Below are 22,341 nucleotides of genomic sequence, written 5' to 3' on the forward strand. Positions count from 1 at the left end.
GAACGCCCTGTTCGCGCTGGCTTGCGCGCCGATGAACGGCGCGCCGGCGCCTCAGCGCGGAATGGCCAGGTCGGCGGCCTTCAAGGCCTGCCCTTGCGCGCGCGGCGCGGTCTGGATCAGTGCATCGGCCGGCAAGGGCTGGTCCCGGTCGAGGTGCGCGTCGACGCGGTCGAGCGCCTCGTAAACATAGGGCAATAACGGTAGATAACGCGTGCTCAACGCCGGCAGGCCGAGGAAGGCGTCGAAGTGCTGGACGTTGCGCACCTGCCAGTAACGCACCTGCGCGCCGGCCTCGCGCGCCATCGCCACATAGGGCGCACTGCTGAAGGCCGGCGGGATCAGGCCGTCGTCGAGGCCGTGCACGACCATGATCGGCAGATCCTTGCGCGGCGCGGCGGCGCGGGTCGCCTCGATGCCTTTGCGCACGCGTTGTTGCGCGGCGGCGAGCGCTGCGCCGCGATCGGGCTGTGGCTCGCCGAGCGGTTCGCCGTTCCACAACTCGCGCAGGCCCGCCAGCGGCGCGAGGCGCTGCTCGGGCTGCGCCGCGTTCGGGCCGAACAGATACACACCCGCGCCCGGCGGAATGCCGCTGGCATCGGACCACCAGGCCGCGCGCTCGGCTTCGCTGGCGGCGCGTTCGCTGATCGGCGCGCCCGGAGCGACCTGGCCGGCGCTGTAGACATAGCGGACCCAGGGCTGGTCGGGATTGCGCGTGCGCGGCTGTTGCGCGGCGCTGAAGCGGCCGTAGGCCGAGGCATAGGTCGCCGCGACCGCGCGCCACAGATCGAAGTTGACCGACAAGGCGCCGGCGCGCAGCGCGTCGTCGCTCCAGCCGTTGCCGCGCATGCGCTCGTAGGCGGCCTGCGCACGCACCTCCGTGGTCGCCTGCTTCGCCGCCTCGCCGAGCAGGCCCAGGGCCGCGGCGTAGTGGCAGAACGATTCCGCGCTGTCGCCGCTGATCGGCGCCACCGGCATCGCACCCAGCGGCTTGTGCAACAAGGCGCAGGGCATCAGCAAGGCGGCTTCGGTGGTGTAGTCGTACAAGGGCCGCGCGCCTTCGACGTAGACGTTCGGCTCGCCGGCCACGACCGCGTCGAGCCAGCGGCCCTCGCGCCCGCCCTCATCGTCGAGTTCGGCCGCGCGCAACACCGCGCCGCCGCCGTTGGAAATGCCGACCGCGATCACCCGCGTATTGGCGAAGGTGAAAGGCGCCTGTTTCGGAAAGGCTTGGTCGAGCGAGCGCAAGCCGAACTGCGCGGCCTGACGCACGTGCCGGCCCCAATCGGCCTCCGGGTTGTCGCGCGAGTGCGCATGCTTGAAGGCGACGCCCTTCGAAGCTTCTCGTTCGCTCGCATTCGGAGTGAAGGCCAGCCCGCCTTCGGCGACCGGGCCGGTGGTGCCGTCGGCACGCACGCCGATGCCGGCGTCGAAATCGAAATAGTCGGTGCCCGCGCCCTTGTCGGTGTAGGCCACCGCGCAGCCCTTCGGCAGGCCCCAGGCGCCGGCGACCGCGATCGAGCCGTAGACGCCGCGCGAACCGGACGAGGCGCTGACCACCAGGCAACGCTTCTTGGCATCGAACTCGTCGGGCACCTGCACCAGTACGCGATGCGGTTGATGGGCGCCGGGCAAGCGCGCGAACGCGCTGAACTCGCGCCCGGGCACGCGCGCGAGGCTGCCGTACAGTTCACCGTAACCGCCGCCCGGCGCCAGGTCGGCGATGCCGCGCCAGTTCGCCCACAAGGCGCGCCGGCGCAACTCCGCAGCGGTGGGATGCGCGGCGTCGGCGAACGCCGGCGGCAGCATCGCGCGCAAGCCGTCAAGGCCGAGGCCGGCGCTGAGCAGGTCGTCGTGCTCGCCGCGATGCTCGGTCTGGCGTTCGGCGCTGAACATCGATGCGGCTTCCTGGCGGGCGTTCGGGGCGGCGGAGCGCTGCTTGGCGGCGACCGCCACCGGCGATGCCGCGCAAGCCAGCAAGACGAGGGCGGCGGTGGCCGCGGCGGTGCGAAGGGATTGGGCGCTCATCCTCTCAGGCTAGCAAGTCGCGCGCAGCGCCTCATCGTACTTTCGTACAGCCGTGCGCGGCGGCCGCGGCCGGTGCGCCGGGCCTGCTAGGCTAAAGACGATGCCGACCCTGCTGATCGCCGACGACCACCCGCTGTTCCGCGCCGCACTGCGCCAGGCCGCGGCCGATGCCGTGCCCGACACCATCATTCGCGAAGCCGGCACCCTCGACGACACCCTCGCCGCGCTCGAAGCCGAGCCCGGCATCGACCTGGTTCTGCTCGATCTGCACATGCCCGGCAACCACGGCCTGGCCGGGCTCGCGGCGATCCGCGCGCAGTACCCCGGCACCGCGGTCGCGGTGGTGTCGGCCAACGACGATCCGCGCGTGGTGCGGCGCGCGCTCGACCATGGCGCCGCCGGTTATCTGCCCAAGAGTTCCGGCCTGGACGAATTGCGCGATGCGATTCGCGCGGTGCTCGCTTGCGAGCAGTGGCTGCCGGCCTCGTTGCGCGCCGCGGTCTCGCGCACTCACAGCGAGCGCGGCGACGCCGACCTCGCCTCGCGCTTGGCCAGTCTGTCGCCGCAGCAGTTCCGGGTGCTGGCCCTGGTCGCGCAGGGCTTGCTCAACAAACAGATCGCCGATCGCCTCGACGTGCAGGAGCGCACGGTCAAGGCGCATCTGTCGGCGATCTTCGACCGTCTCGGCGTGCGCAACCGCACCCAGGCCGGCGTGGTCTTGCGCGAACTCGAATTGTCCGACCCGGCGCGGCGAATCGAAGACTGAGCGCGAGCGTCGGCTCGGACGTTCCGCGCCCGCCGCTCGACCCCGGATTCCTTGGTGGCGTCTAGCGTCGGACACTCGCGCCGTCAAGACTGCGCACGCCATCGCGGATCGTGATAGGCCTGCGACGAAGCACGGGGCACAGACCTTGGCACATTCAGGCTGTTTATCGTTTTCGCCGCCCGTGTTGTCCACACAGCCTGTGGACAAGCCTGCGGACAGTTCTCTCCGAACCACTCGCAACGCATTGCTACACAAGCATTGCAATAGGGTTGGCTAGAAAATGACCAGCAAATTTCCTTGACTTTGCTCACGTTTGGTCACCACCCGAAGATGGCCTCGACAGCGCTGTTCAGCGCGCGATTCCGCCGGCGGCGAGCAAACGGTCGAGCACCGATTTCAGGGCCAGCGGCTTGACCGGTTTGGCCAGCAGCGACCAGCCGGCGGCATGCACCGATTGCCGCACCGCAGCACCGGTGTCTGCGCTCAACAGCAGGCAGGGCCGCGCGCCGAACTCGTCGCTGAGCCGCTGCGCCAGGGCCACGCCGGTGTCGTCGTCGTCGAGGTGGTAGTCGAACAGCCACAGCGCCGCGGGCTGCTCACGCATCGCCCGGCGCGCGTCCTCGCCGGCGCCGGCGGTGACCACCGCGCAGCCCCAGCGCCGCAGCGTCTCGCTCAATGCGCCCAAGGCCTGCGGATCGTTGTCGACCGCGAGCACGCGCAGCCCGGCGATACCGCGCGCCGCGCCGGCGGGCGCGATCGGCTGCGATGCGATCGGCTGCGGCACGGGCAGGTTCGGCACGCGAACGCCGAACGCTGTGCCGTGGCCGACGCGGCTGTGCAGGCTCAGCGGCGCATCGAGCAGTTGCGCGATGCGGTCGGCGATCGACAGGCCCAGGCCGAGGCCCTGCCCCGGCGCGTCCTCGCCGCGGCGGAATTCCTCGAAAATCATCGAGCGCTGGTCGGCCGCGATGCCCGGGCCGCTGTCGTGCACTTCGATCGACAGGCCACCGCCGCGCCGGCGCACGCCGATCAACACCCGCCCCTGCGCGGTGTAGCGCACCGCATTGGCGAGGAAGTTCTGCAACACGCGGCGCAGCAACTGCGGGTCGCTGCGCGTCCACGCGCGCGAGGCGACATAACGGAAACGCAGGCCGCGCGCGGCGGCAATGGCGCCGAACTCCGAGGCCAACGGCTCCAGCACTTCGGCCAGCGGAAACTCGCGCGGCTGCGGCACCAGGCCGCCGGCCTGCAAACGCGACATGTCGAGCAAACCGGTCAACAGATCGCCGGTGGAATCGAGCGCGCCGCCGATCTGGGCCACGGTTTCGCGTTGCGCCGGCTCGGCGACCTGCTGCGCCAAGGCATCGGTGAACAATTGCGCGGCGTGCAAGGGCTGCATCAGGTCGTGGCCGACCGCGGCAAGGAAGCGGCTCTTGGCTTCGTTGGCGCGCTCGGCCTCGCGGGTCGCGACTTCCAGGTCGGCGGTGCGCTCGGCGACGCGCTGCTCCAGGGTTTCGTTGGCCTGAATCAGCCCGGCCTCGGCGCGCCGGAACGCGGTGACGTCGGTGAAGGTCGCGACGAAGCCGCCGCCGGGCATGGGGTTGCCGCGGATTTCGATGATGCTGCCGTCGGCAAGCACGCGCTCGGACAGATGCGCGGTGCCGGCGCGCATGAAGGCCAGCCGCCGTTCCAGCGAGTATTCGATATCGGCCTGCATCGGCAGGCGCTGCATCGCCCAGCGCGCGAGATCGGCGATCGGCCGGCCGACCTGCAGCAACTCGGCCGGGTACCCAAACAGCTCGGCATAGCGGCGGTTCCAGGCGACCAGGCGCAGTTGCGCGTCGACCACGCTGATGCCCTGGCTCATGTTCTGCAACGCCGCTTCGAGCAGACGCTGGTTGAACCGCAGATCGGCCGAGGCCTCGCCGACGATCGCCGCCACGGTGTCGAGGTCGCGCCCGGCTTCGCGCCGCGCCGCGTCCAGCAGCACCCGCGCCGAGGCCGAGCCCAGCACCGCGGCCAGTTCGCGCTCGACGCCGGCTTCGACCGTGGCATCGACCGCGCCGCCGGCCGGTACGCCGTCGAGCAGTTGCGCGACTCTTTCGCGCGACAGGAAACGCAGGCCGGCGTCGCGCAGGGTCTGCGCATCGAGCCCCCGGCGCGCATGACGCGGCGATTCGCGCCGCCACAGCGCCGCCAGCACGGTAGTCAAGGTGCCGATGAACAGGCTGACGCCGACCGCGCGACCGAGCCGGCTCCAGCCGGTCAGGCCGAACAAACGCTCCGGCGCCAGCCAATGCCAGCCGAGCGGCCCCTCGTGCAGCCACGACGGCGCCAGGCCGCGCGCCTCGTACAACATCGGCAACAGCAACACCCAGGCCCAGGCGGCGAAGCCGGCGACGATGCCGGCGAAGGCGGCGCGCGCCGGCGTCTGCGGCCGCCACACCGCGAACGCGAGCGCGGGCGCCAGGGTCGCCAGGGCCGAGAACGACACCGCGCCGACGTCGGCCAGCGCCTCGCTGCCCGCGATCAGGCGGCTATAGCCCCAGGCCAGCAGCATGATCGCGACGATGCCGGCACGCCGCAGCGCGAGCACGCGCCCGCGCAAGTCGTCGTTACGCGCCCAGGCGCCGCGCAACAGACCCGGCGCGAACCAGTGATTGCCGATCATCAGGCTCAGGGTCAGGGTGCTGACCACGACCATGCCGGTGGCGGCGCTGAGCCCACCGAGGAAAGCGAACAGCGCCAGCGATTCGTGCCCTTGCGCCAGCGGCAGGGCCAGCACGTATAGGTCCGACGGCACCTGGCTGCCGAGCAAGGACTGGCCGACCTTGGCCAGCGGCAGCACCGGCAACGCGATCAACAACAGATACAGCGGGAACTGCCAACGCGCGGTGCGCACGTCGGCTTCATCGCGGCATTCGACCACCGCGACGTGGAACTGGTGCGGCAGGATGAACATCGCCAGCCCACCGAGCAGCACCAGCGGCACGAAACCGCCGGCCGGCTGCGCCGGTGCGTCGACGGCGACCGCCGCGGCCTGCGGCAAATCGCCGAGGCCGAACCAGACGAAGGCGCCGAGCGCGAGCATCGCGGCGAGCTTGAACACCGACTCGAACGCCATCGCCAGGACCAGGCCGCGGTTGTGCTCGGCCGCGCTGGCGCGGCGGGTGCCGAATAACATCGCGAACAAGGCCATCGCCAAGGCCACGTACAGCGCACTGTCGCGCCAGGCCGGCAGCGCGCCGCCGTCGGTCGCGCGCGTGGTCAGCATCGCGAAGCTCATCGCCACGGCCTTGAGCTGCAGGGCGATGTAGGGGATCAGGCCGAGCGCGGCGATCAAGGTCACCAGCGCGGCGAGCCAGGCGTCCTTGCCCAGGCGCGTAGCGATCAGGTCGGCCAGCGAGGTCGCGTTGGTTTCGCGCGCCAGCTTGACCAGCTTGACCATGAAACCGAGCGCGAGCGCGTAGAACAGGATCGAGCCGAGGAAGGTCGGCGGCAACGGCCAACCGTAGCGCGCCGCCTGGGTGACCGTGCCGTAGAAGGTCCACGAGGTGCAGTGCACCGCGAGCGACAGCGCATAGATGTGGCGCCAATGCCGCGCCAGCACGTTCGGCCGCCGCTCGGCGAACAGCGCGGTGCCGAACATCAGCGCCAGCCAGGCCAGGCTGGCGAAGGCGACGACGGTAAGGCTCAGCATGAGGCGGCGACGGGAGGCATCGGCGCAGGATAGCGCAGCGGTTCGGTGCGGCGGATGGGCCTGCGGATGAAAAGGGGCCGCTTTGGCTGCGCGAAGCGAAGGCTGGGCAAAAGCAAAAGCAGAGCCAGGGGCAAATCCCCCCTCCCCCCCTTTTTCAAAGGGGGGGCCGGCTCGGCTTGGGGGCAACGCAGGCTTCTGGAATAACCTAAGGTTTCGAAAGCAACGCACTTCCCCGCGGGTACTTCCCCCTTTGAAAAAAGGGGATGGAGGGGGATTTGCTTTTCGGCTTTTCGAACTTCGCTCCGAGCTATCTGCTCTCGAGGTCACGCCTTCAGCATTCGACCTCAAGCCCCGATCCGCCAAAACGAATCCCCGCCATCCGTGGCAGAGGATTCACGCCGTCACGGCGACGTCGTCGGTCGCCGCGGCAACGATCAGAACGCGTACTTCACCGACAGCGTGTACTGACGCGGCGGGCCATAGAAGCCGGTGTAGACGCCCAAGGCGGAATTGAGGCTGTAACCGGTGGTGCGGTATTCCTTGTCGGCCAGGTTGGTGCCCTGCAGCGACAGCGTCCACGGGCCCGGGCTCTTCCAGGTCACGCCGGCGTTGACCAGGCCATAGCCGTCCTGGGTGATCGGCACCGCGCCGGTGCGGATGATCTCGGTGGTCGCCACTACGTCGCTCTGGTAGCTATAGCCCACGCGCGCCGACAGATTGCTGCCGTTGCTCAGGTCGGTGCGGTACTCGACGTTGAGCGCGCCGGAGAAGTCCGGGGCGTTGGTGAACTCCTGCTCGTCGGCGATGTTGACGCCGGCATAGATGAATTCGTCGTACTTGGCGTCGAGCCAGGCCAGGTTGCCCGAGATCAGCCAATGCTCGTTCGGCAGCCACTGGTATTCGACTTCCAGGCCCTGCACCGTGCCGGAGCCGGCGTTGGTGAAATCGCCGAAGAAAGCGTCGTTGGTGCCGTCGCCGTTGCTGTCGTAGGCGGTGAACACCGACAACTGAATGTCTTTGTAGTCGTTGTGGAAATAGGCCAGGTTCAAGAACAGGCGCTGATCGAAGAAGGCCATCTTGCTGCCGACTTCGAAGCTGTCGACGACCTCGTCGTCGAAGGGCTCGGCCGAACGCGGCACCGCCGCGGCCTGGGCGCGGATGTTGTAGCCGCCGGATTTGAAGCCGCGCGTGGCCAGGCCGTACAGCAGAATGTCGGGCGCGATCTGGTAGTCGAGCGAGATCTTCGGCGAGGTGTTCTTGAAGTTGATCTTGCGGTCGAAATTCGCCGCGACCAGGCCGTTGGGCACGCTGAAGCTGGCGTCGCGGTAGCCGCGGTTGAGCACCTTGGCGCGCTTGTCCTCGTCGGTGTAGCGCACGCCGACGTCGAGCTTGAGCTTGTCGGTGAGGTCGAAGGTCCAGTCGGCGTAGGCGGCGATGCTCTCGGTGAAGACCGTGCCCTGGGTGTCGCCGAAGCTGGCGTTGAAGAAGTTGTTGAGCACCTGGCCGCCGGCTTCGCCGTCGAAGGCGTATACGCCCATGACGCCGCGGGCGCGGCCGCCGCCGTCGTAGTTGGCCTGCAATTCGTGGGTGATCTGCTGGTCGCTGTAGAACGCCTTCACGTCGGCGATCTTGTTCTGCAGGGTGTCGAAGTCGATGTTGGTCTCGGTGTCCGACTCGCGCTTGGCCAGCACGTACTTGAAGCTCCAGTCCTCGCTGGCGCGCCAGTTCACCGTCGCCGACGCGCCCTTGATGGTGGTGTCGTTGATGTTGGGCATGCCGCTGCGGATGTCGTAGCGCGAATTCAGCGGCGCCTGGCCCGGGGCGAAACGGTTGGCGGCGAGCATCTTGGCGCCGCGCACGCCGGACTGGTCGTCCATCCAGTCGAAGGCGAACTGGATGTCGAGGGCGTCGCTGACGTAGGCGCCGAGGCTGCCGCGCAGGGCGAGAATCTCTTTATCGCTGACGTCCTGGCCGGTGACCACGTTCTCGCCGAAACCGTCGCGATTGAGGCTGGCCACCGAGAGGCGGCCGCGCAGGGTGGCATCGCCGCCCTGGGTGCTGCCGCCGATGGGGCCGGCGATCGCCGCCTTGACGTCGAGCTGGCCGTAGTTGCCGACCGTGACCGAAGCGAAGCCGTCCAGCGAAGTCGGCAGGCCACGCGAGATGTACTTGATCGCGCCGCCGATGGTGTTCTTGCCGTACAGCGTGCCCTGTGGGCCGCGCAGCACTTCGATGCGCTCGACGTCGAACACGTCGAGCAAGGCCCCCTGCGGACGGGCGATGTAGACATCGTCCATGTAGATGCCGACGCCCGGGTCGACGCCCCACAGCGGATCGGACTGGCCGACGCCGCGGATATAAGCGGTGATGGTGCTGCTGGAGCCGCGCGCGGCGTAGATGGTCAGGTTGGGCACTTGCGCGTCGAGGTCGCTGAGGTCCTCGACGTTGAGCCGGTCCAGCGCCTCGGGCGTGAACGCGGTGATCGCGACCGGCACTTCCTGCAAGGTCTCCTCGCGCTTGCGCGCGGTCACGGTGATCGAACCCAGCGTCTTGGCCTGCGCTTCGGCGGCCGGCGCGGCTTCCTGCGCCCAGGCGGCCGGCGCCAGCAACGCGCCGGCGATCGCCAGGCTCAACGTGCTGTGACCGATCTTGCTGCGTGTCTGCTTGCCTTGCTTCACGTGCGTCTCTCCCCTTGTAGCGGCCGCTTATAGCAGCCGTTCGTAGCGATCGCGGTGGGCCGGTGTCCGCACCGCCGCCATTCCGCCCCCACGCGAGAATGGCGGCGGCAGCTGGACGAAGGCCCCCGTCATGCCGCGCAGACTATGAGGACGCGGTCACGTCCGGCAGCTGTACCTTCGGACAATGCCCCGCCCGCCCGCGCTTGCCGACACTGCGCGCACCGACGGGCCTGGACGTTCGTCACGGGGAAACAAACCGATGGCGTTCGTGATCGTGCTGGCCGCGCTGTGCTTCCTGATGTATGTCGCCTACCGCGGCCACAGCGTGATCCTGTTCGCGCCGGTGGCGGCGCTCGGCGCAGTGCTGCTGACCGACCCGAGCCTGGTCGCGCCGATGTTCACCGGCCTGTTCATGGACAAGATGGTCGGCTTCCTCAAGCTGTATTTCCCGGTGTTCCTGCTCGGCGCAGTGTTCGGCAAGCTGATCGAGGTCTCGGGCTTCTCCAAGTCGATCGTCGCCGCGACCATCCGCCTGCTCGGGCGCGAACGCGCCATGCTGTCGATCGTCGCGGTCTGCGCCCTGCTCACCTACGGCGGCGTGTCGCTGTTCGTGGTGGTGTTCGCGGTGTATCCCTTCGCCGCCGAGCTGTTCCGCCAGAGCGACATTCCCAAGCGCCTGATCCCCGGCACCATCGCGCTCGGCGCGTTCACCTTCACCATGGACGCGTTGCCGGGCACGCCGCAGATCCAGAACATCATCCCGACCGCCTTCTTCGGCACCGACACCTGGGCCGCGCCCTGGCTGGGCCTGATCGGCGGCGTGTTCATCCTGATCGTCGGCCTGCTCTATCTGAACTGGCGTCGCCGCGTGGCGCTGCGCGCCGGCGAAGGCTACGGCGAGAATCTGATCAACGAACCGGCGCCGTTCGCCGGCGGCCGCCTCGCCCATCCGGCGGTCGCGATCCTGCCGCTGCTGCTGGTCGGCATCGCCAACAAAGCTTTCAGCGTGTGGCTGCCGCAGATCTACGGCGCTCGACACAGTTTCGACCCGGCGGTGATCGGCGACGCCGCACCGGTGGTGCAGGAGGTGTCGAAAATCGCCGCGATCTGGGCGGTCGAAGGCGCGCTGTTGATCGGCATCGCCGCGGTGGTCGTGTTTGCCTGGAAGCCGGTGACGGCGAGCTTCGCCGAAGGCAGCAAGGCGGCGATCGGCGGCGCCCTGCTCGCGGCGATGAACACCGCCAGCGAATACGGTTTCGGCGCGGTGATCGCCGCGCTGCCGGGCTTTCTGGTGGTCGCCAATGCCCTGGCCGCGATTCCGAACCCGCTGGTCAACGAAGCGGTCACGGTGACCGCCCTGGCCGGCATCACCGGCTCGGCCTCGGGCGGCATGAGCATCGCGCTGGCGGCCATGGCCGACAGCTTCATCGCCAACGCCAACGCCGCCGCCATCCCGATGGAAGTGCTGCATCGCGTCGCCGCGATGGCGTCCGGCGGCATGGACACCCTGCCGCACAACGGCGCGGTCATTACCCTGCTGGCGGTGACCGGCCTGACCCACCGCCAGGCCTACAAGGACGTGTTCGCGATCACCCTGATCAAGACCATGGCGGTGTTCGTGGTGATCGGGGTGTTCTATGCGACCGGGGTGGTGTGAGGCCGGCGTTACGGCGGCTCATCGATCGTTCGTTGCGTATCGATCTGCCCTTACCTCACCTCATCCGCCCTCACCCCCCCTCTCCCGCACGCGGGAGAGGGGCTTTAAGCGGGTAGGAAGGCTCAGGACGCGCAGTTGTAGCAGACCAGGGCGAAGTCCTGGTCGGTGTCGTCGCCGGCGTTCGGCAGTGCGTTGGAGTTGATGTCGGTCGCGCGCACTTCGACGTTGACGCTGCCGCCATGCTGCGCGGCCTGCAGGAACACGCCCTCGCCGTTATTCCTGGCATCGGCGCTGCCGCCGGTCACCGACCAGCCGCTGCTGGAGAAGACGTTGCCGAGGTAGGTGCTGGTACCGCTGCTCACGCGCAGGTCGAGGTTGTTGTTCCAGGCCGGGGTGGTGCCGCCGAGGCCGTGGCCGGGCGCATCGGTCCAGACCAGCATGATCCGGATCGGCTGGCTCGGGTCGGCCGCGGTGAACGTGCGCGTCCAGGTTTCGCCGCTGTTGTTGAACACGCGGCTCTGGTCGAGGTATTGCACGCTCTGCGCCGGCTGCAGCACCGGCTTGATCAGCATCCGTCCCCAGCCCTGCTTGCTGTCGGGCGCGGTGCCGAGGGTGCCGCCGTCGGCATCGAGGCGGCCGATCAGGTTCTGCGCGACCGCGGTGTAGGCGGCCTTGGTCAACGCCGGGCTCGGATCGACGCCGAAGCGCGCGCGGTAGTACTGCACGAACAAGGCGCTGGCGCCGGCGACCTGCGGCGAGGCCATGCTGGTGCCGCACATCAGGCCGTGGCCGCTGGCGCTGTTGGCCGAGTCGATCGAACACCCCGGCGCGACCATACTCGGTATGCGCCGGCCATCGAGCGCCGGCCCGTGCGCGGTGTTGCTGGACAAGTCGTTGATCGCGGTCAGCTGCACCGTGGCCGAGGTCTGTCCCTTGGTCGAGCCGATGGTGAAGGTGTTCTTGGCTTCGTCCGGCGTGCCCTGGCTCTGGGTGCCGCCGTTGCCGTTCATGAACGACAGCACGTAGTTCAGCGGCTGATCGCCGGGCGCATCGGGGTCGGCATCGCGCACGCCGACATCGACCTGGCGGGTGGCGTTGTCGTAACCGCGCGGCGAACCGGCCGGGCCCCAGCTGTTGCCGGAGATCACCGCGCGGTTGCGCACCGACTGGGTCATCAACAGCAACATGCCGCCGGCCTGGCTGTAGGTCGGCGAATAACGCTGCTCGACCAACTTGGCCCCCGGCGCCACGCCGAGACCGCGGCGGAAGCTGCCGTTCGGCGTGGTCGCGTTGACGTTCGATGCGCCGTCGCCGGCCATGATCGCCGCGGTGTGGGTGCCGTGGGCGCTGCTCGCCGCCGCGCCGCAGGTGCTGCCCACGCAGGCGGTCATGCGCGCGGCCAGGTCGGGATGGGTGTGGTAGATGCCGCTGTCGACGTTGGCCATGGTCACGCCGCTGCCGTCGACGCCGATGGACGTCAGATAAGTGCGATAACCGGGCAAGGCGAGATTGCTCGCGTTGACGTTGCCGGCGTTGATCTGGCTGCTGATCTCGCCGCGCAGGCCGCCGTCGGTCGGCACGCTCTGCACGCTGTAAACGCCGGGCGTCTGCGCCAGTGCCGAGAGGCGGTCAGCCGATATCCGCAGAGTCTGCGCCTGCAAGTGACGATCGATCGCGCGCGCCTCGGCGCCGACCTTGCTCGCACCGAGCACGTTCAATGCAGTGACGAAGCCGGAGTTGCCGCGGCGGCTGACGACATCGACCTCGACCGCCCCGGTCGCGGCCTTGCGCAGTTCGGCCTTGCGCAGTTCGGGCTGCACCCGATACGCCGGCAGGAAATCGCCGCTCCAGCGCACTTCAGGACGGCCGGAGAGCCGCGCCAAGGCATCGCGACGGCCCCAGGCGACATAGGTGTAGGGATGGACGTATTGCACCGGCTCCAGGCCGGCACGGCGCAGTTCGTCGAGCCAGGCCTGGCGCACCGGGCCGCCGAACTGGATCAGCCGTCAGTCTTCGCCATCGGCGCGCGCGCGGCCCCAGACGCTGCTGGGCTGCACCGGCGTGGATGCGAGCGGGTCGAAACGCAATCCGCCCAGGTCGAGTTCGAAACGCGGATCGGCGCCCGGCGAGGCGGCCGGCGCGGAAGAAGCGGTGGCGGAAAGGCCGATCGCTACGGCGATGGCGAGATGCAACAGACGACGGTCGGTCATGCGAGTTCTCCGATGGATCGATGGAACGCCGTCGGCGACGACGGCGGCTCGGGTTAGAGAAGTGCTGAAGAGCGACTGCGGGCGTCCCTGCTGCTGGCGTCGTGGGACGGCTACCGACACTGCGCCCGCGCCGGGGCGGCGTCCACGTGAATACGAACGGCGTTCCGCCGGCGACGTTGAGTGGCATCACAGAAAGCGATGCGCACCGGTCCGCGCCGGCGATGCGCTGCCACGGCCTGAGACGGCGGTCGCGGCTTGCGCCGTGGCAGGGTTCGGCCGAGGCCAGGCGGCCGGGCTTGCAGCGCGACCGTCCGGCCATCCAAAAAATTCCAAACGAATCGAAAAATATTCGCCCTGGACGACGTGTCGGCGAGCGCAGCAGTGAAATCATCGGGGACCCGATGCATTTCGACGATTCCGACAATGCCAAAACCGCCCGCTGCCGCTGCGAGGCCGCTGGGCGCAACGCGCGCGGCGTCCTATAGTCGGGCCACCATCGCTGCCCTACTCGTCCATGCGCCTGTCCTTATTGCGTTGCCTGTTGTCGATCGTCGCGCTGCTGTCGCCGCTGCTCGCCTCGGCGGCGGATGCGTCACAGGCATTGAATCCACGCGCGATCGCCTTCTACTACAACTGGTACGGCAGCCCGACGCTCGACGGCGCGCCGCTGCATTGGGCGCACGATGTGCTGCGCGAGAACGACCGCGACCGGACGACCAAGCGCCTGCCCGGCAACGGCGACATCTCGGCCAATTTTTATCCGCAACTCGGCGAATACAGCAGCGCCGACCCGGCGGTGATCGAGCGCCACATGGCGATGATCGCCTCGGCGCGGATCGGCGTGATCGCGGTGACCTGGCTCGGCGTCGACGACCCGAGCTACAAGAGCCTGCGCCCGCTGTTCGAAGCCGCGCAGCGTCACGGCCTGCGCATCTGTTTCCAGATCGAGCCGGCCGCGCGAAAGACTGCCACCGACGCGCGCGCCTCGATCCGCTATCTGGTCGAGACCTTCGGCGCGCACCCGGCCTTCTATCGCGATCCGGACAGCAAACGCCCGCTGTTCTTCGTCTACGACTCTTATGTCATCGACGCCAAGGACTGGGCGCAGGTGCTGGGCCGCGACGGCGCCGACAGCATCCGCGGCACCGCCTTCGACGCCGACGTGCTCGGGCTGTGGGTCGGCGCCGACGAGCACGCCTTCTTCGAGCACTCCGGCTTCGACGGCTTCTACACCTATTTCGCCAGCCGCGGCTTCAGCTACGGCGCCACGCCCGAGCATTGGCCGGAGTTGCAGCGTTGGGCCAAGCAACACGGCAAGCTGTTCGTTCCCTCGGTCGGCCCGGGTTATATCGACACCCGCGTGCGCCCCTGGAATGCCAAGAACACGAAGGAGCGCGACGGCGGCCGCTATTACGACGCGATGTTCGAGGCGGCGATCGACAGCGGCGCGCCGTTCATCGGCATCACCTCGTTCAACGAATGGCACGAAGGCACCCAGATCGAACCGGCCGTCGCGTTCAAGCACGCGGCCTTCGAGTATCTGGATTACGCGCCGCGCACGCCGGAGTATTACCTCGAACGCACCGCGTATTGGTTGCAGCGCTATAAGCCCGTCGCCACCCGGTAGCGCCTCACCGCTTCAAGGGTAGGAGCGGCGCGAGCCGCGACCGCGCCGCCGCAGAGCCGGCGTTGCATCATGCAAGAGGTCGTAGCCGAAGCTTCTTTGCGAAAGATTGCTGACGAAGCCGCCCGCATTGGCGCGGTCGCGGCTCGCGCCGCTCCTACCCTTTGCAGACGCCGCGTCTTGCGGATTCGTCGCGGCTAACGCTCGCGCACTGGCCGCTTGGCCAGGCGCCGCTGCAGGGTACGCCGGTCGACGCCGAGCACGCGCGCGGCGGCGGAGACGTTGCCGCCGCATTCGGCCAAGACGCGCTGCACGTGTTCCCAGCCCTGGCGCCTCAACGACGGCGGGTCGAGCGGCGGTTCGGGCGGCGGCGCTTCGGCCGCGGGCGACTCGAACGACTGCGCCAACGCTTCGATGTCGAACGGCTTGGGCAGGTAGTTCCAGGCACCGCGCCGCATCGCATCGACCGCGGTGGCGATGCTGGCGTAGCCGGTCGCGAGCACGATCCGCGCCTGCGGGCAGCGTTCGCGCAGCGCGCGGATCAACAGCAGGCCGTTGTCGGCGCCGAGCTTGAGGTCGAGCAGGATGCCTTCGGGCGCGAACTCGTCCAGCGCCGCCAACGCGCTCGCCGCATCGTGGCGCGCCTGCACTTCGACGCCGCGACGCTGCAGCAAGCGCGCCAGCACCTGGCAGAAGGCCAGGTCGTCGTCGATCAACAGCATGCGTGCGGGCAGGCTCATGCCGGCGCCCTGGTCAACGGCAGATCGACTTCGGTGACGCAGCCCCCGCCCTCGCGTTCGAATTGGCGCACGCGGCCGCGGCTGCGTTCGATGCTGGCCTTGGAAATCATCAGGCCGATGCCGAGCCCCGGCCCCTCGCTGTCGTGGCGCGGGCGCGCGGCGATGCCGGCGGGGCCGGCGCCTCGGTCGAGGATCGTCACCACCAACCAGCCCTCGCGCACCTGCGTGGCGACCTCGACCGGCTCGTCGCGGCCGCGCGCGGCATTGGCGTCGGCGGCGTTGTTGATCAGGTTGATCAGCGCCTGCGGCAAGGCCGCGTCGATGCGTACTTCGCGATCGGCCGCGCCGCCGCGGAACACCGCGGTCGCATTCGGCCGCAGCAAACGCCAGCGATCGACGCAGGCGTGGACGAAACGGTCGGCGTCTTCGACAGTGGCTTCGCCGGCGGCGCCACGGCGCGCCATCTCGGCCAGTGCGCGCACATGGTCGCGGCAATGCGCGAGTTGGCCGCGCAGCAGTTCGACGTCCTCGCGCGCCGGCGGCGCGTCGCTCGCGATCCAGTCGTCGACCAACAGGCTCATCGTCGCCAGCGGCGTATTGAGTTCGTGCGCGGTGCCGGCGGCGAGCGAACCCAGCGCCGACAACGACTCGTCGCGGATCGCGCGTTCGCGCGCTTCCGACAATCGGCGGCGCTGGTCGCGCACGATGCTCATGAAGCGGCTCAGGACCACGCCCATGATCACCGCCGAGAGCAGGAAATTGACCCACATGCCGGTCACGTGCAGCTCGAAATCGCCGCCGTGGACGTGCGGCAGCGGCACATGGTGTTGCAGCAGCCAGGTGTAGAGCGCCGCGGTCAGCACGGTCAGGCCGAGCATCGGCGCGATTTCCAGGCCGATCGCCGCCACCGCCACCGGCACCAGGTACAGCGACACGAAGGGGTTGGCCGGGCCGCCGGAGAAATACAGCAAGGCGGTCAAGGCCAGCAGATCGACCAGCAACTGCAGGATCAACGCGCGCGCGCCGGCGTTGCGATGGCGCAGCCACCACACATGACTGAGGACGTTGAAGGCCAGCAGGCCGGCCGAAATCGCCAACAAGGGGCGGGCCGGAATCGGCAGATTCAAGCGCTCGACGACATAGGCGACCGTGAGCATCTGCCCGGCCACCGCCATGTATCGCAGGTAGATCAGCAGGTGCAGCAAAGGCGGAGTCCACGGAGCGGGAGCGGCGATTATCGCATCCGCGCCAATGCGCCCGCGGGCCGCCCCGGAGCCTGCGTCATCCGGTCGCAGCCGCGGCCCGCGGCCGCGGCGGGGACTCGTGACGGCCCTGTCAGTTCCGACAGCCCGCGGCCCCGCCCGATATCCGCGCGTTATCCTCGGCCTGGCCAGAATCGTCTGGCCACTTCAGGAACGGACCTCATGAAATCAAAGGGATTGGCTCTCATGAACACCCTGTTCGGCAGCGCGCTCGTCGCCGCCGCGGTCGCCGCCTCCGCATTCGCGCCGGCAGCCGCGCAGCAGATCGCCCCCCAAGCCATCACCGGGCCGGTGCTGTATTGCTTCGTCAGCCCCAACGACCAACCGCCGGTGGGCAACTTCGGCCGCTGCACCTCGTTCTATCCGGCCAGCAGCTACACCGCCGCGTTCGAGATCCGCAATCTGCCGGCCGGCAGCTACAGTTATGTCTGGACCACCGAACTGGGCCTGGTGCTGCCCTGCACCACTTCGCGCTGCAGCCAGCAATACCGCGGCGGCATGGCGATCTCCGACATCATCAACGTGACCTACACCAACCTGGCCACCGGCGAGGCCAAGACGCTGAGCCGCTCGCTGGCGATCAACGGGCCGTTCTGAGCGCAGGCTCGGCCACGTCCGCCGATTAAGAGAAAGCGGGCCGAGGCCCGCTTTCTCTTTGTCGATACAGGCCTCGCGCCTGTGCCGCCTCCTCAGCGGAAACGGTAGTCGAGCTCCAACCAGAACTGACGGCCGTAGGGGTCGTAGTTGCCGACCGGATAGAACGGCCAGCCGCCGCCGCTGCGGTCCGCCGGCGGCTTGGAATCGCGCAGGTTGTTGACGATGAAGGCGATCGAACCGCGGTCGTTGAAGCGATACGAAACGCTGCCGTTGTAGCGCGTGTACGGCGCGATGCGGCCGCTGCCGTCGCTGTTGGGCAGGCTGCCGTAGCGCAGGGCGACGAGGTTCGAGCTCCAGGGGCCGATGTTCCAGGTCACACCGGCATTGATCTTGCTGCGCCAATCGGTCGCGTCGAGCGAATCGCGGCGATCGGTCTTCTCGTCGTCGGAGAACTGCTGGTAATCGTGCTTGAGCACCAGGGTGTAGCCCAGGCGGCTGCTGAAGTCGCCGTAGCGGCCGGCGTTCCAACGGAAGTTGGTCTTCAGGTCGATGCCGTCGGTGCGTTCGGAGGCGGCGTTGATCGCATTGATCAGCACCCGGCGAACCTGGTTCGGCTGCACCGCGGCATCGGCCGGGTTGCGCAGCACGCGGCTCAGCGCGTTCTGGCACAGCGGCGAGTTGATGTCGCGGCTCTCGCCGCCGACGGTCGCGCCGAGACGGCAATCGGCCTCCTCGCGCAGGATGCGGCTGCTGCTGAGGTTGGTGACTTCGTCCTCGAGACGGATGCTGTAGTAATCCAGTGAAACGTCGAAGCGTTCCGACGGCGACCAGACCAGGCCGAAGCCGTAGGACTTGCCGCTTTCCGGCTTCAGGTCGCGGTTGCCGGCGCTGGTGTAATCGATCGCCAGCCCCGAGTAATCGCAATTGTCGTAAGGCTGGCCGGCGGTGCGGCAACGCCAGTAGTCGGTCATGCCCGGGTTATAGCCGCGCGTTTCCGCAGCGAAGATATAGTTCATGTCCGGCGCGCGGAAACTGGTCGAGGCGCTGCCGCGCAGCAGCAGGCTGTCGAAGGGGCGGTACTCGAGGCCGATGTTCCAGGTGCCCTTGCCGGATTTGCGCCCGGCGAAGCGGAACTCGTCGTAGCGCGCCGCCGCCGATGCGGTCAGGGTGCTGAAGATCGGCACGTTGATCTCGGCGCCGATCGCATAACGGTCGCGCTCGCCTTCGGCACGCGTACCCGAGCTGGTGTTCCAGAACGTGCCGTCGCCCAGGCGCGCATCGGGGCGGTTGCTATAGCCCTGGTTGCCGGCTTCGAGCACGCCGGCGAAGCCGACCGTGCCGGCCGGCAGCTCGAACAGGTCGCCGTTGACGGTGAAGCTGAGGTTCTGGATCCAGGCGGCGTTTTCGCTTTCGTAGAAGCCGGTCAGGCGCTGGTAGTCGGCCGGAGTCAGCGGTTGGTACAGGCGCGAGGGATCGGGGTTGTATACGCCGATGCCATTGCGCGTGCCCAGGCGCGGGCCGAGGTAGAACTCGTTGATGCCTTTCAGGAACTGGCGGCGCTTGGTGCGGTTCTCGTAGCGGCCGCGGTTGTAGGCGACCTCAAAGTCCCAACCCGACTCGCCGAAGCTGCCGCGCAGGCCGGTGGTGAACGCCCAGGAGCGTTCGAGGAAGCGATTGTTGTTGGCGTGCGCCGAACCGATCTCTTCCGGGGCGATGCGGCGGTACCAGATTTCGTTGAGGCCGCTGGCCTGGTTGTAGAAATAATTGTTGTCCGAAGTCCAGCTCGGCGCGCGGGTGTTGTTCTCGATGCTGGAGATGCCCAGCTGCAGGTCGGCGAACACCTCGGTGCGGTCGCTCAGCCGCCAGGTCAGCGAGCCGTAGGCATCGGCGTTCTTCTTCTGGGTTTGCACGGTCCAGAACGCGGGCGAGGCCTCGTTGCTGCCGCAGTACCAGCCCTGGCGCGGATTGCGCGTGCGCTGCACCGAGCCGTGGTACAGCCCCGAGACCGCATCGCAGGCCGCGCCCGGATCGATGAAGCCATTGCTCTGGGCGTTGCGCCGGAACGCCACCTGGGTCGGCAACAATGCCGTGCCGGAGGGCTGGTCGAGCAAGGAATCCATGAAGTCGCGCTGATCGCCCCAGATCGCTTCGCGATGCAGCAGCTCGATGCCGAATACCGCGTCGAACTTGTCGCCCGACAGCCCGCTGACCACCTGCAGGCGCTGATTCTGGCCGCCGCCTTGCTCGGTGCCGCCGACGCGCACGTTGACTTCGGTGCCTTCGAACTTGTCCTTGAGGATGATGTTGACCACGCCGGCCACTGCGTCCGAGCCGTAGATCGCCGAGGCGCCGCCGGCCAGCACTTCGATGCGCTTGATCAACGCGGTCGGGATGTTGGCGAGGTTGACGACGTTGACCGAGCCTTCATAGGCCAGCGGGTAATCGACCAGGCGCCGGCCGTTGACCAGCACCAGGGTGTGGTTGGGACCGAAGCCGCGCAGGTTGATGGTGTTGGCCGCCGGCGTGAAGGTATTGCCGAAATCCTCGCCCTGTACCGAGCCGGTGTTCTGGGTCAGCGCGCTGATCGCATCGAAAGCGCTGCGATAGCCCTGCGCGTCGATTTCCTCCTTGCTGATGATCGTCACCGGCGACGGCCCTTCCAGGGTCGCACGCGGGATGCGCGAACCGGTCACCACGACTTGTTCGAGATTGGTCGCGGCCTGGTCGGCGGGCGGTGCGTCCGCGGCCTGGACAGCGGACGCGGCCATCATGGGCAACGCCAAAGCGAGAACGACGGAAAGCGGTCGGCGTTGCAGCCGCAGGACAGCGTGCATGGGGAATCCTTGGCAGAGGGGTGGGCCGAGCCGCCGGGTGTTGCGATCCCCGAACACTGGCGACTGGCGTTCGATTCATCTTTGTTGCTATGCAGCACACACAGAAATGAAGGCGCTGCATCTGCATATGGCGACCGGGAATTTGCTTTGCGACGCAGAGCCTGCCGAGCCCGTCGAAACGGCGATGTGCGCTTGCGCACGAAGCCGATGCGAGCCGCTCGTGAACATGGCGTCGGCAAATCGACAGAATCGGCAAAGCCGCACGCAATGCGATTCGATCGATGCTCGTTATCTGCGTGACCATTCGCACGTTGATGGGGATAACTGCGCCATCGTGGTGAATTCGCCGTGGACTGTGCGCATTCGAACAGTGACGCAGCGCATCCCACGACACATTGATCTGTGACGCAACCGGGACTTTGCGGCTTGCCGGCCGACATAAGCTCGCGCTCCCCGACACGACCGATGACAGGAGCGCGCCGATGACCCGCTCGATAACCGCCTCCGAACAGGCCGCGATCCGCACTCGACTGCAGGATCGTTACGGCACGCTCGGACGCAGCACGCCGTCGAAAGCCGCGCGCGCCAAACTCGACGCGACGCTGAGCGCCGCGCCCGACGTGCAGGCCTCGCCGATGCTGGTTTCGCCGCTCGACCTGCCGCGTCCTCCGTTCGTGGTGCGCGCGCTCGCCAGCCTCAGCTACGGCGCCACCGCGCAATCGATCAGCGAGTTCAACGCGCTCGGCACCACCGATACGCAGCGGCTGGCGAACTACGTCGACTGGCAGTTGGACTGGGCCAACATCGACGACAGCGCGGTCGAGACGCGTTTGCTCAACGCCGGCTACACCACCCTGGGCAAATCGCTGACCCAGTTATGGGCCGACCACGTCAAGCCGAACCCGGCCTACGAAGTGCGCATGCGCCCGGCCTGGGAGGCGCAGCGCGCAGCGCTGGTGCGCGCGGTGCATTCCAAGCGCCAGTTGCGCGAGGTCATGGTCAATTTCTGGCACGACCATTTCAACGTCACCGCCAGCGACTATGACGCCGGCCCGGTCTACGTGCACTACCAGCGCGACGTATTGCGCCCGCATGCCTTCGGCAATTTCCGCGCGATGCTCGAGGAAGTCGCCAAGAGCACCTCGATGCTCTACTACCTCGACAACGCCTCCAACACCCGCGCCGGCCCGAACGAAAACTTCGCCCGCGAGTTGCTGGAACTGCATACGCTCGGCGCCGAGCATTACCTGGGTTTCATGGACCCGTTCCAGGTTCCGCCCGATGCCGAAGACCCGACCTACCCGGCCGGCTACACCGACATCGACGTTTACGAGACCGCCTCGGCCTTCACCGGCTGGTCGATCAAGAACGGCCATTGGCAGTACCCGACCGAGAACGACGGCAGCTTCGTCTATCGCCAGGCCTGGCACGACGCCGGCCCGAAGTTCCTGCTCGGCCGCATGCTCTATCCCGAGCAGCCGGCGCTGAAGGACGGGCGCGACGTGCTCGACCGCCTCGCCAGCCACCCCGGCGTGGCCCGCTTCATCTGCAAGAAACTCATCCGCCGCTTCGTCAGCGACACGCCCAGCGCGGCTCTCGTGACCAGTGCGGCGGCGATCTTCCGCCAGAACTGGCGCAGCCCCGATCAGATCGCGCTGACGGTGCGCCACATCGTCTTGTCGAGCGCGTTCGCGCAGGCCTGGGGCCTGAAGTCGCGGCGCCCGTTCGAAGCCGTGGCCGCGGCGATGCGCACGCTCGGCAGCGATTGGACGATTGCAGTCGGCACGCCCAAGAGCGACGAGTTCGCCTGGCGCATGGGTTTCACCGGCCACGCGCCCTACGAATGGCCGGCGCCGAACGGCTATCCCGACACCCAGGCTGCGTGGTCGGGTTCGGGCAGTTATGCGATGACCTGGAAGATCCTCAACTGGATCACCGAAACCCAGGACGGCGGCGTGCCGATGGCGCCGATCCTCGCCACCACGCGCAGCAAGGTACCGTCGTGGACGCCGACCAAGCTGGTCGATTTCTGGTGCAAGCGCATCCTCGGCTATCTGCCGACCGCGGCGCGGCGCCAGACCTTGATCGCCTTCATGGCCCAGAACGGCGACCCGCTCACTTACGTGGTCACCGACACCAACACCTGGGCGGCGAGCGACCTCAAGCGCCACTACAACCAGGACCGATTGCGCAGCATGGTGTCGCTGATCCTGATGTCGCCCGAATTCCTCAGCCGCTAGCAGGCCGC

At 68.1% G+C, this 22,341-nt stretch carries 15 protein-coding genes; 7 read left to right on the forward strand and 8 right to left on the reverse strand.

From position 1 onward, the window contains the following. Positions 1–51: 51 nt before the first annotated feature. Positions 52–2,025 carry a 3-hydroxybutyrate oligomer hydrolase family protein gene (locus ACKN61_RS13980; protein ID WP_408950054.1) on the reverse strand — a complete coding sequence of 658 codons (1,974 nt, stop codon included), beginning with the start codon at positions 2,023–2,025 and terminating at the stop codon, positions 52–54. Between the two features lie 100 nt (positions 2,026–2,125). Between ACKN61_RS13980 and ACKN61_RS13985 the strand changes: the two genes are divergently transcribed. Further along, positions 2,126–2,791: a response regulator gene (locus ACKN61_RS13985; RefSeq protein WP_408950055.1), complete on the forward strand. Its 666-nt coding sequence runs from the start codon at positions 2,126–2,128 to the stop codon at positions 2,789–2,791. A gap of 349 nt (positions 2,792–3,140) precedes the next feature. Here ACKN61_RS13985 and ACKN61_RS13990 read toward each other — a convergent pair whose 3' ends face one another. Together ACKN61_RS13990 and ACKN61_RS13995 are read right to left on the reverse strand one after the other, a co-directional pair. Further along, the gene (locus ACKN61_RS13990; protein ID WP_408950056.1) at positions 3,141–6,491 is read right to left on the reverse strand and encodes a PAS-domain containing protein; all 3,351 of its coding nucleotides are present in this window, start codon (positions 6,489–6,491) and stop codon (positions 3,141–3,143) included. Positions 6,492–6,925: 434 nt separating this feature from the next. Beyond that, the gene (locus tag ACKN61_RS13995; RefSeq protein ID WP_408953829.1) at positions 6,926–9,112 is read right to left on the reverse strand and encodes a TonB-dependent receptor; all 2,187 of its coding nucleotides are present in this window, start codon (positions 9,110–9,112) and stop codon (positions 6,926–6,928) included. A 316-nt stretch (positions 9,113–9,428) separates the two neighbouring features. On the opposite strand from ACKN61_RS13995, the gene ACKN61_RS14000 reads away from it, so the two are divergent. Further along, positions 9,429–10,826, forward strand: a complete 1,398-nt coding sequence (locus ACKN61_RS14000) for a GntP family permease (RefSeq protein ID WP_408950057.1) — start codon at positions 9,429–9,431, stop codon at positions 10,824–10,826. Positions 10,827–10,948: 122 nt separating this feature from the next. Here ACKN61_RS14000 and ACKN61_RS14005 read toward each other — a convergent pair whose 3' ends face one another. Next, positions 10,949–12,808 (reverse strand): S8 family serine peptidase, encoded by a 1,860-nt coding sequence (locus ACKN61_RS14005; protein WP_408950058.1) that lies wholly within the window; start codon positions 12,806–12,808, stop codon positions 10,949–10,951. Between the two features lie 24 nt (positions 12,809–12,832). After that, positions 12,833–13,036: a hypothetical protein gene (locus ACKN61_RS14010; protein WP_408950059.1), complete on the reverse strand. Its 204-nt coding sequence runs from the start codon at positions 13,034–13,036 to the stop codon at positions 12,833–12,835. Between the two features lie 146 nt (positions 13,037–13,182). Between ACKN61_RS14010 and ACKN61_RS14015 the strand changes: the two genes are divergently transcribed. Then, positions 13,183–13,521, forward strand: a complete 339-nt coding sequence (locus ACKN61_RS14015) for a hypothetical protein (protein WP_408950060.1) — start codon at positions 13,183–13,185, stop codon at positions 13,519–13,521. A gap of 29 nt (positions 13,522–13,550) precedes the next feature. Continuing rightward, positions 13,551–14,663 carry a glycoside hydrolase family 99 protein gene (locus tag ACKN61_RS14020; protein WP_408950061.1) on the forward strand — a complete coding sequence of 371 codons (1,113 nt, stop codon included), beginning with the start codon at positions 13,551–13,553 and terminating at the stop codon, positions 14,661–14,663. Positions 14,664–14,857: 194 nt separating this feature from the next. Here ACKN61_RS14020 and ACKN61_RS14025 read toward each other — a convergent pair whose 3' ends face one another. Both ACKN61_RS14025 and ACKN61_RS14030 read right to left on the reverse strand, forming a co-directional pair. Continuing rightward, positions 14,858–15,400, reverse strand: a complete 543-nt coding sequence (locus ACKN61_RS14025) for a response regulator transcription factor (protein WP_408950062.1) — start codon at positions 15,398–15,400, stop codon at positions 14,858–14,860. Next, positions 15,397–16,605, reverse strand: a complete 1,209-nt coding sequence (locus ACKN61_RS14030) for an ATP-binding protein (RefSeq protein WP_408950063.1) — start codon at positions 16,603–16,605, stop codon at positions 15,397–15,399. The genes ACKN61_RS14025 and ACKN61_RS14030 overlap by 4 nt, the downstream gene beginning before the upstream one ends. Before the next feature lie 243 nt (positions 16,606–16,848). On the opposite strand from ACKN61_RS14030, the gene ACKN61_RS14035 reads away from it, so the two are divergent. Continuing rightward, positions 16,849–17,259 (forward strand): hypothetical protein, encoded by a 411-nt coding sequence (locus tag ACKN61_RS14035; protein WP_408950064.1) that lies wholly within the window; start codon positions 16,849–16,851, stop codon positions 17,257–17,259. A gap of 92 nt (positions 17,260–17,351) precedes the next feature. On the opposite strand, the gene ACKN61_RS14040 is transcribed toward ACKN61_RS14035, so the two are convergent. After that, on the reverse strand, positions 17,352–20,030 hold the full coding sequence (locus tag ACKN61_RS14040) for a TonB-dependent receptor plug domain-containing protein (protein ID WP_408950065.1): 2,679 nt from the start codon (positions 20,028–20,030) through the stop codon (positions 17,352–17,354). Between the two features lie 169 nt (positions 20,031–20,199). Here ACKN61_RS14040 and ACKN61_RS14045 point away from each other — a divergent pair, with 169 nt between their 5' ends. Both ACKN61_RS14045 and ACKN61_RS14050 read left to right on the forward strand, forming a co-directional pair. Continuing rightward, positions 20,200–20,499, forward strand: a complete 300-nt coding sequence (locus ACKN61_RS14045) for a hypothetical protein (RefSeq protein ID WP_408950066.1) — start codon at positions 20,200–20,202, stop codon at positions 20,497–20,499. A gap of 76 nt (positions 20,500–20,575) precedes the next feature. Continuing rightward, entirely contained in the window at positions 20,576–22,333 is a 1,758-nt protein-coding gene (locus ACKN61_RS14050) for a DUF1800 domain-containing protein (protein ID WP_408950067.1), read from the forward strand. The last annotated feature ends 8 nt before the right edge of the window (positions 22,334–22,341 follow it).

It is taken from the genome of Lysobacter sp. Hz25, from assembly GCF_046097045.1.
Taxonomy (GTDB): domain Bacteria; phylum Pseudomonadota; class Gammaproteobacteria; order Xanthomonadales; family Xanthomonadaceae; genus Lysobacter; species Lysobacter antibioticus_B.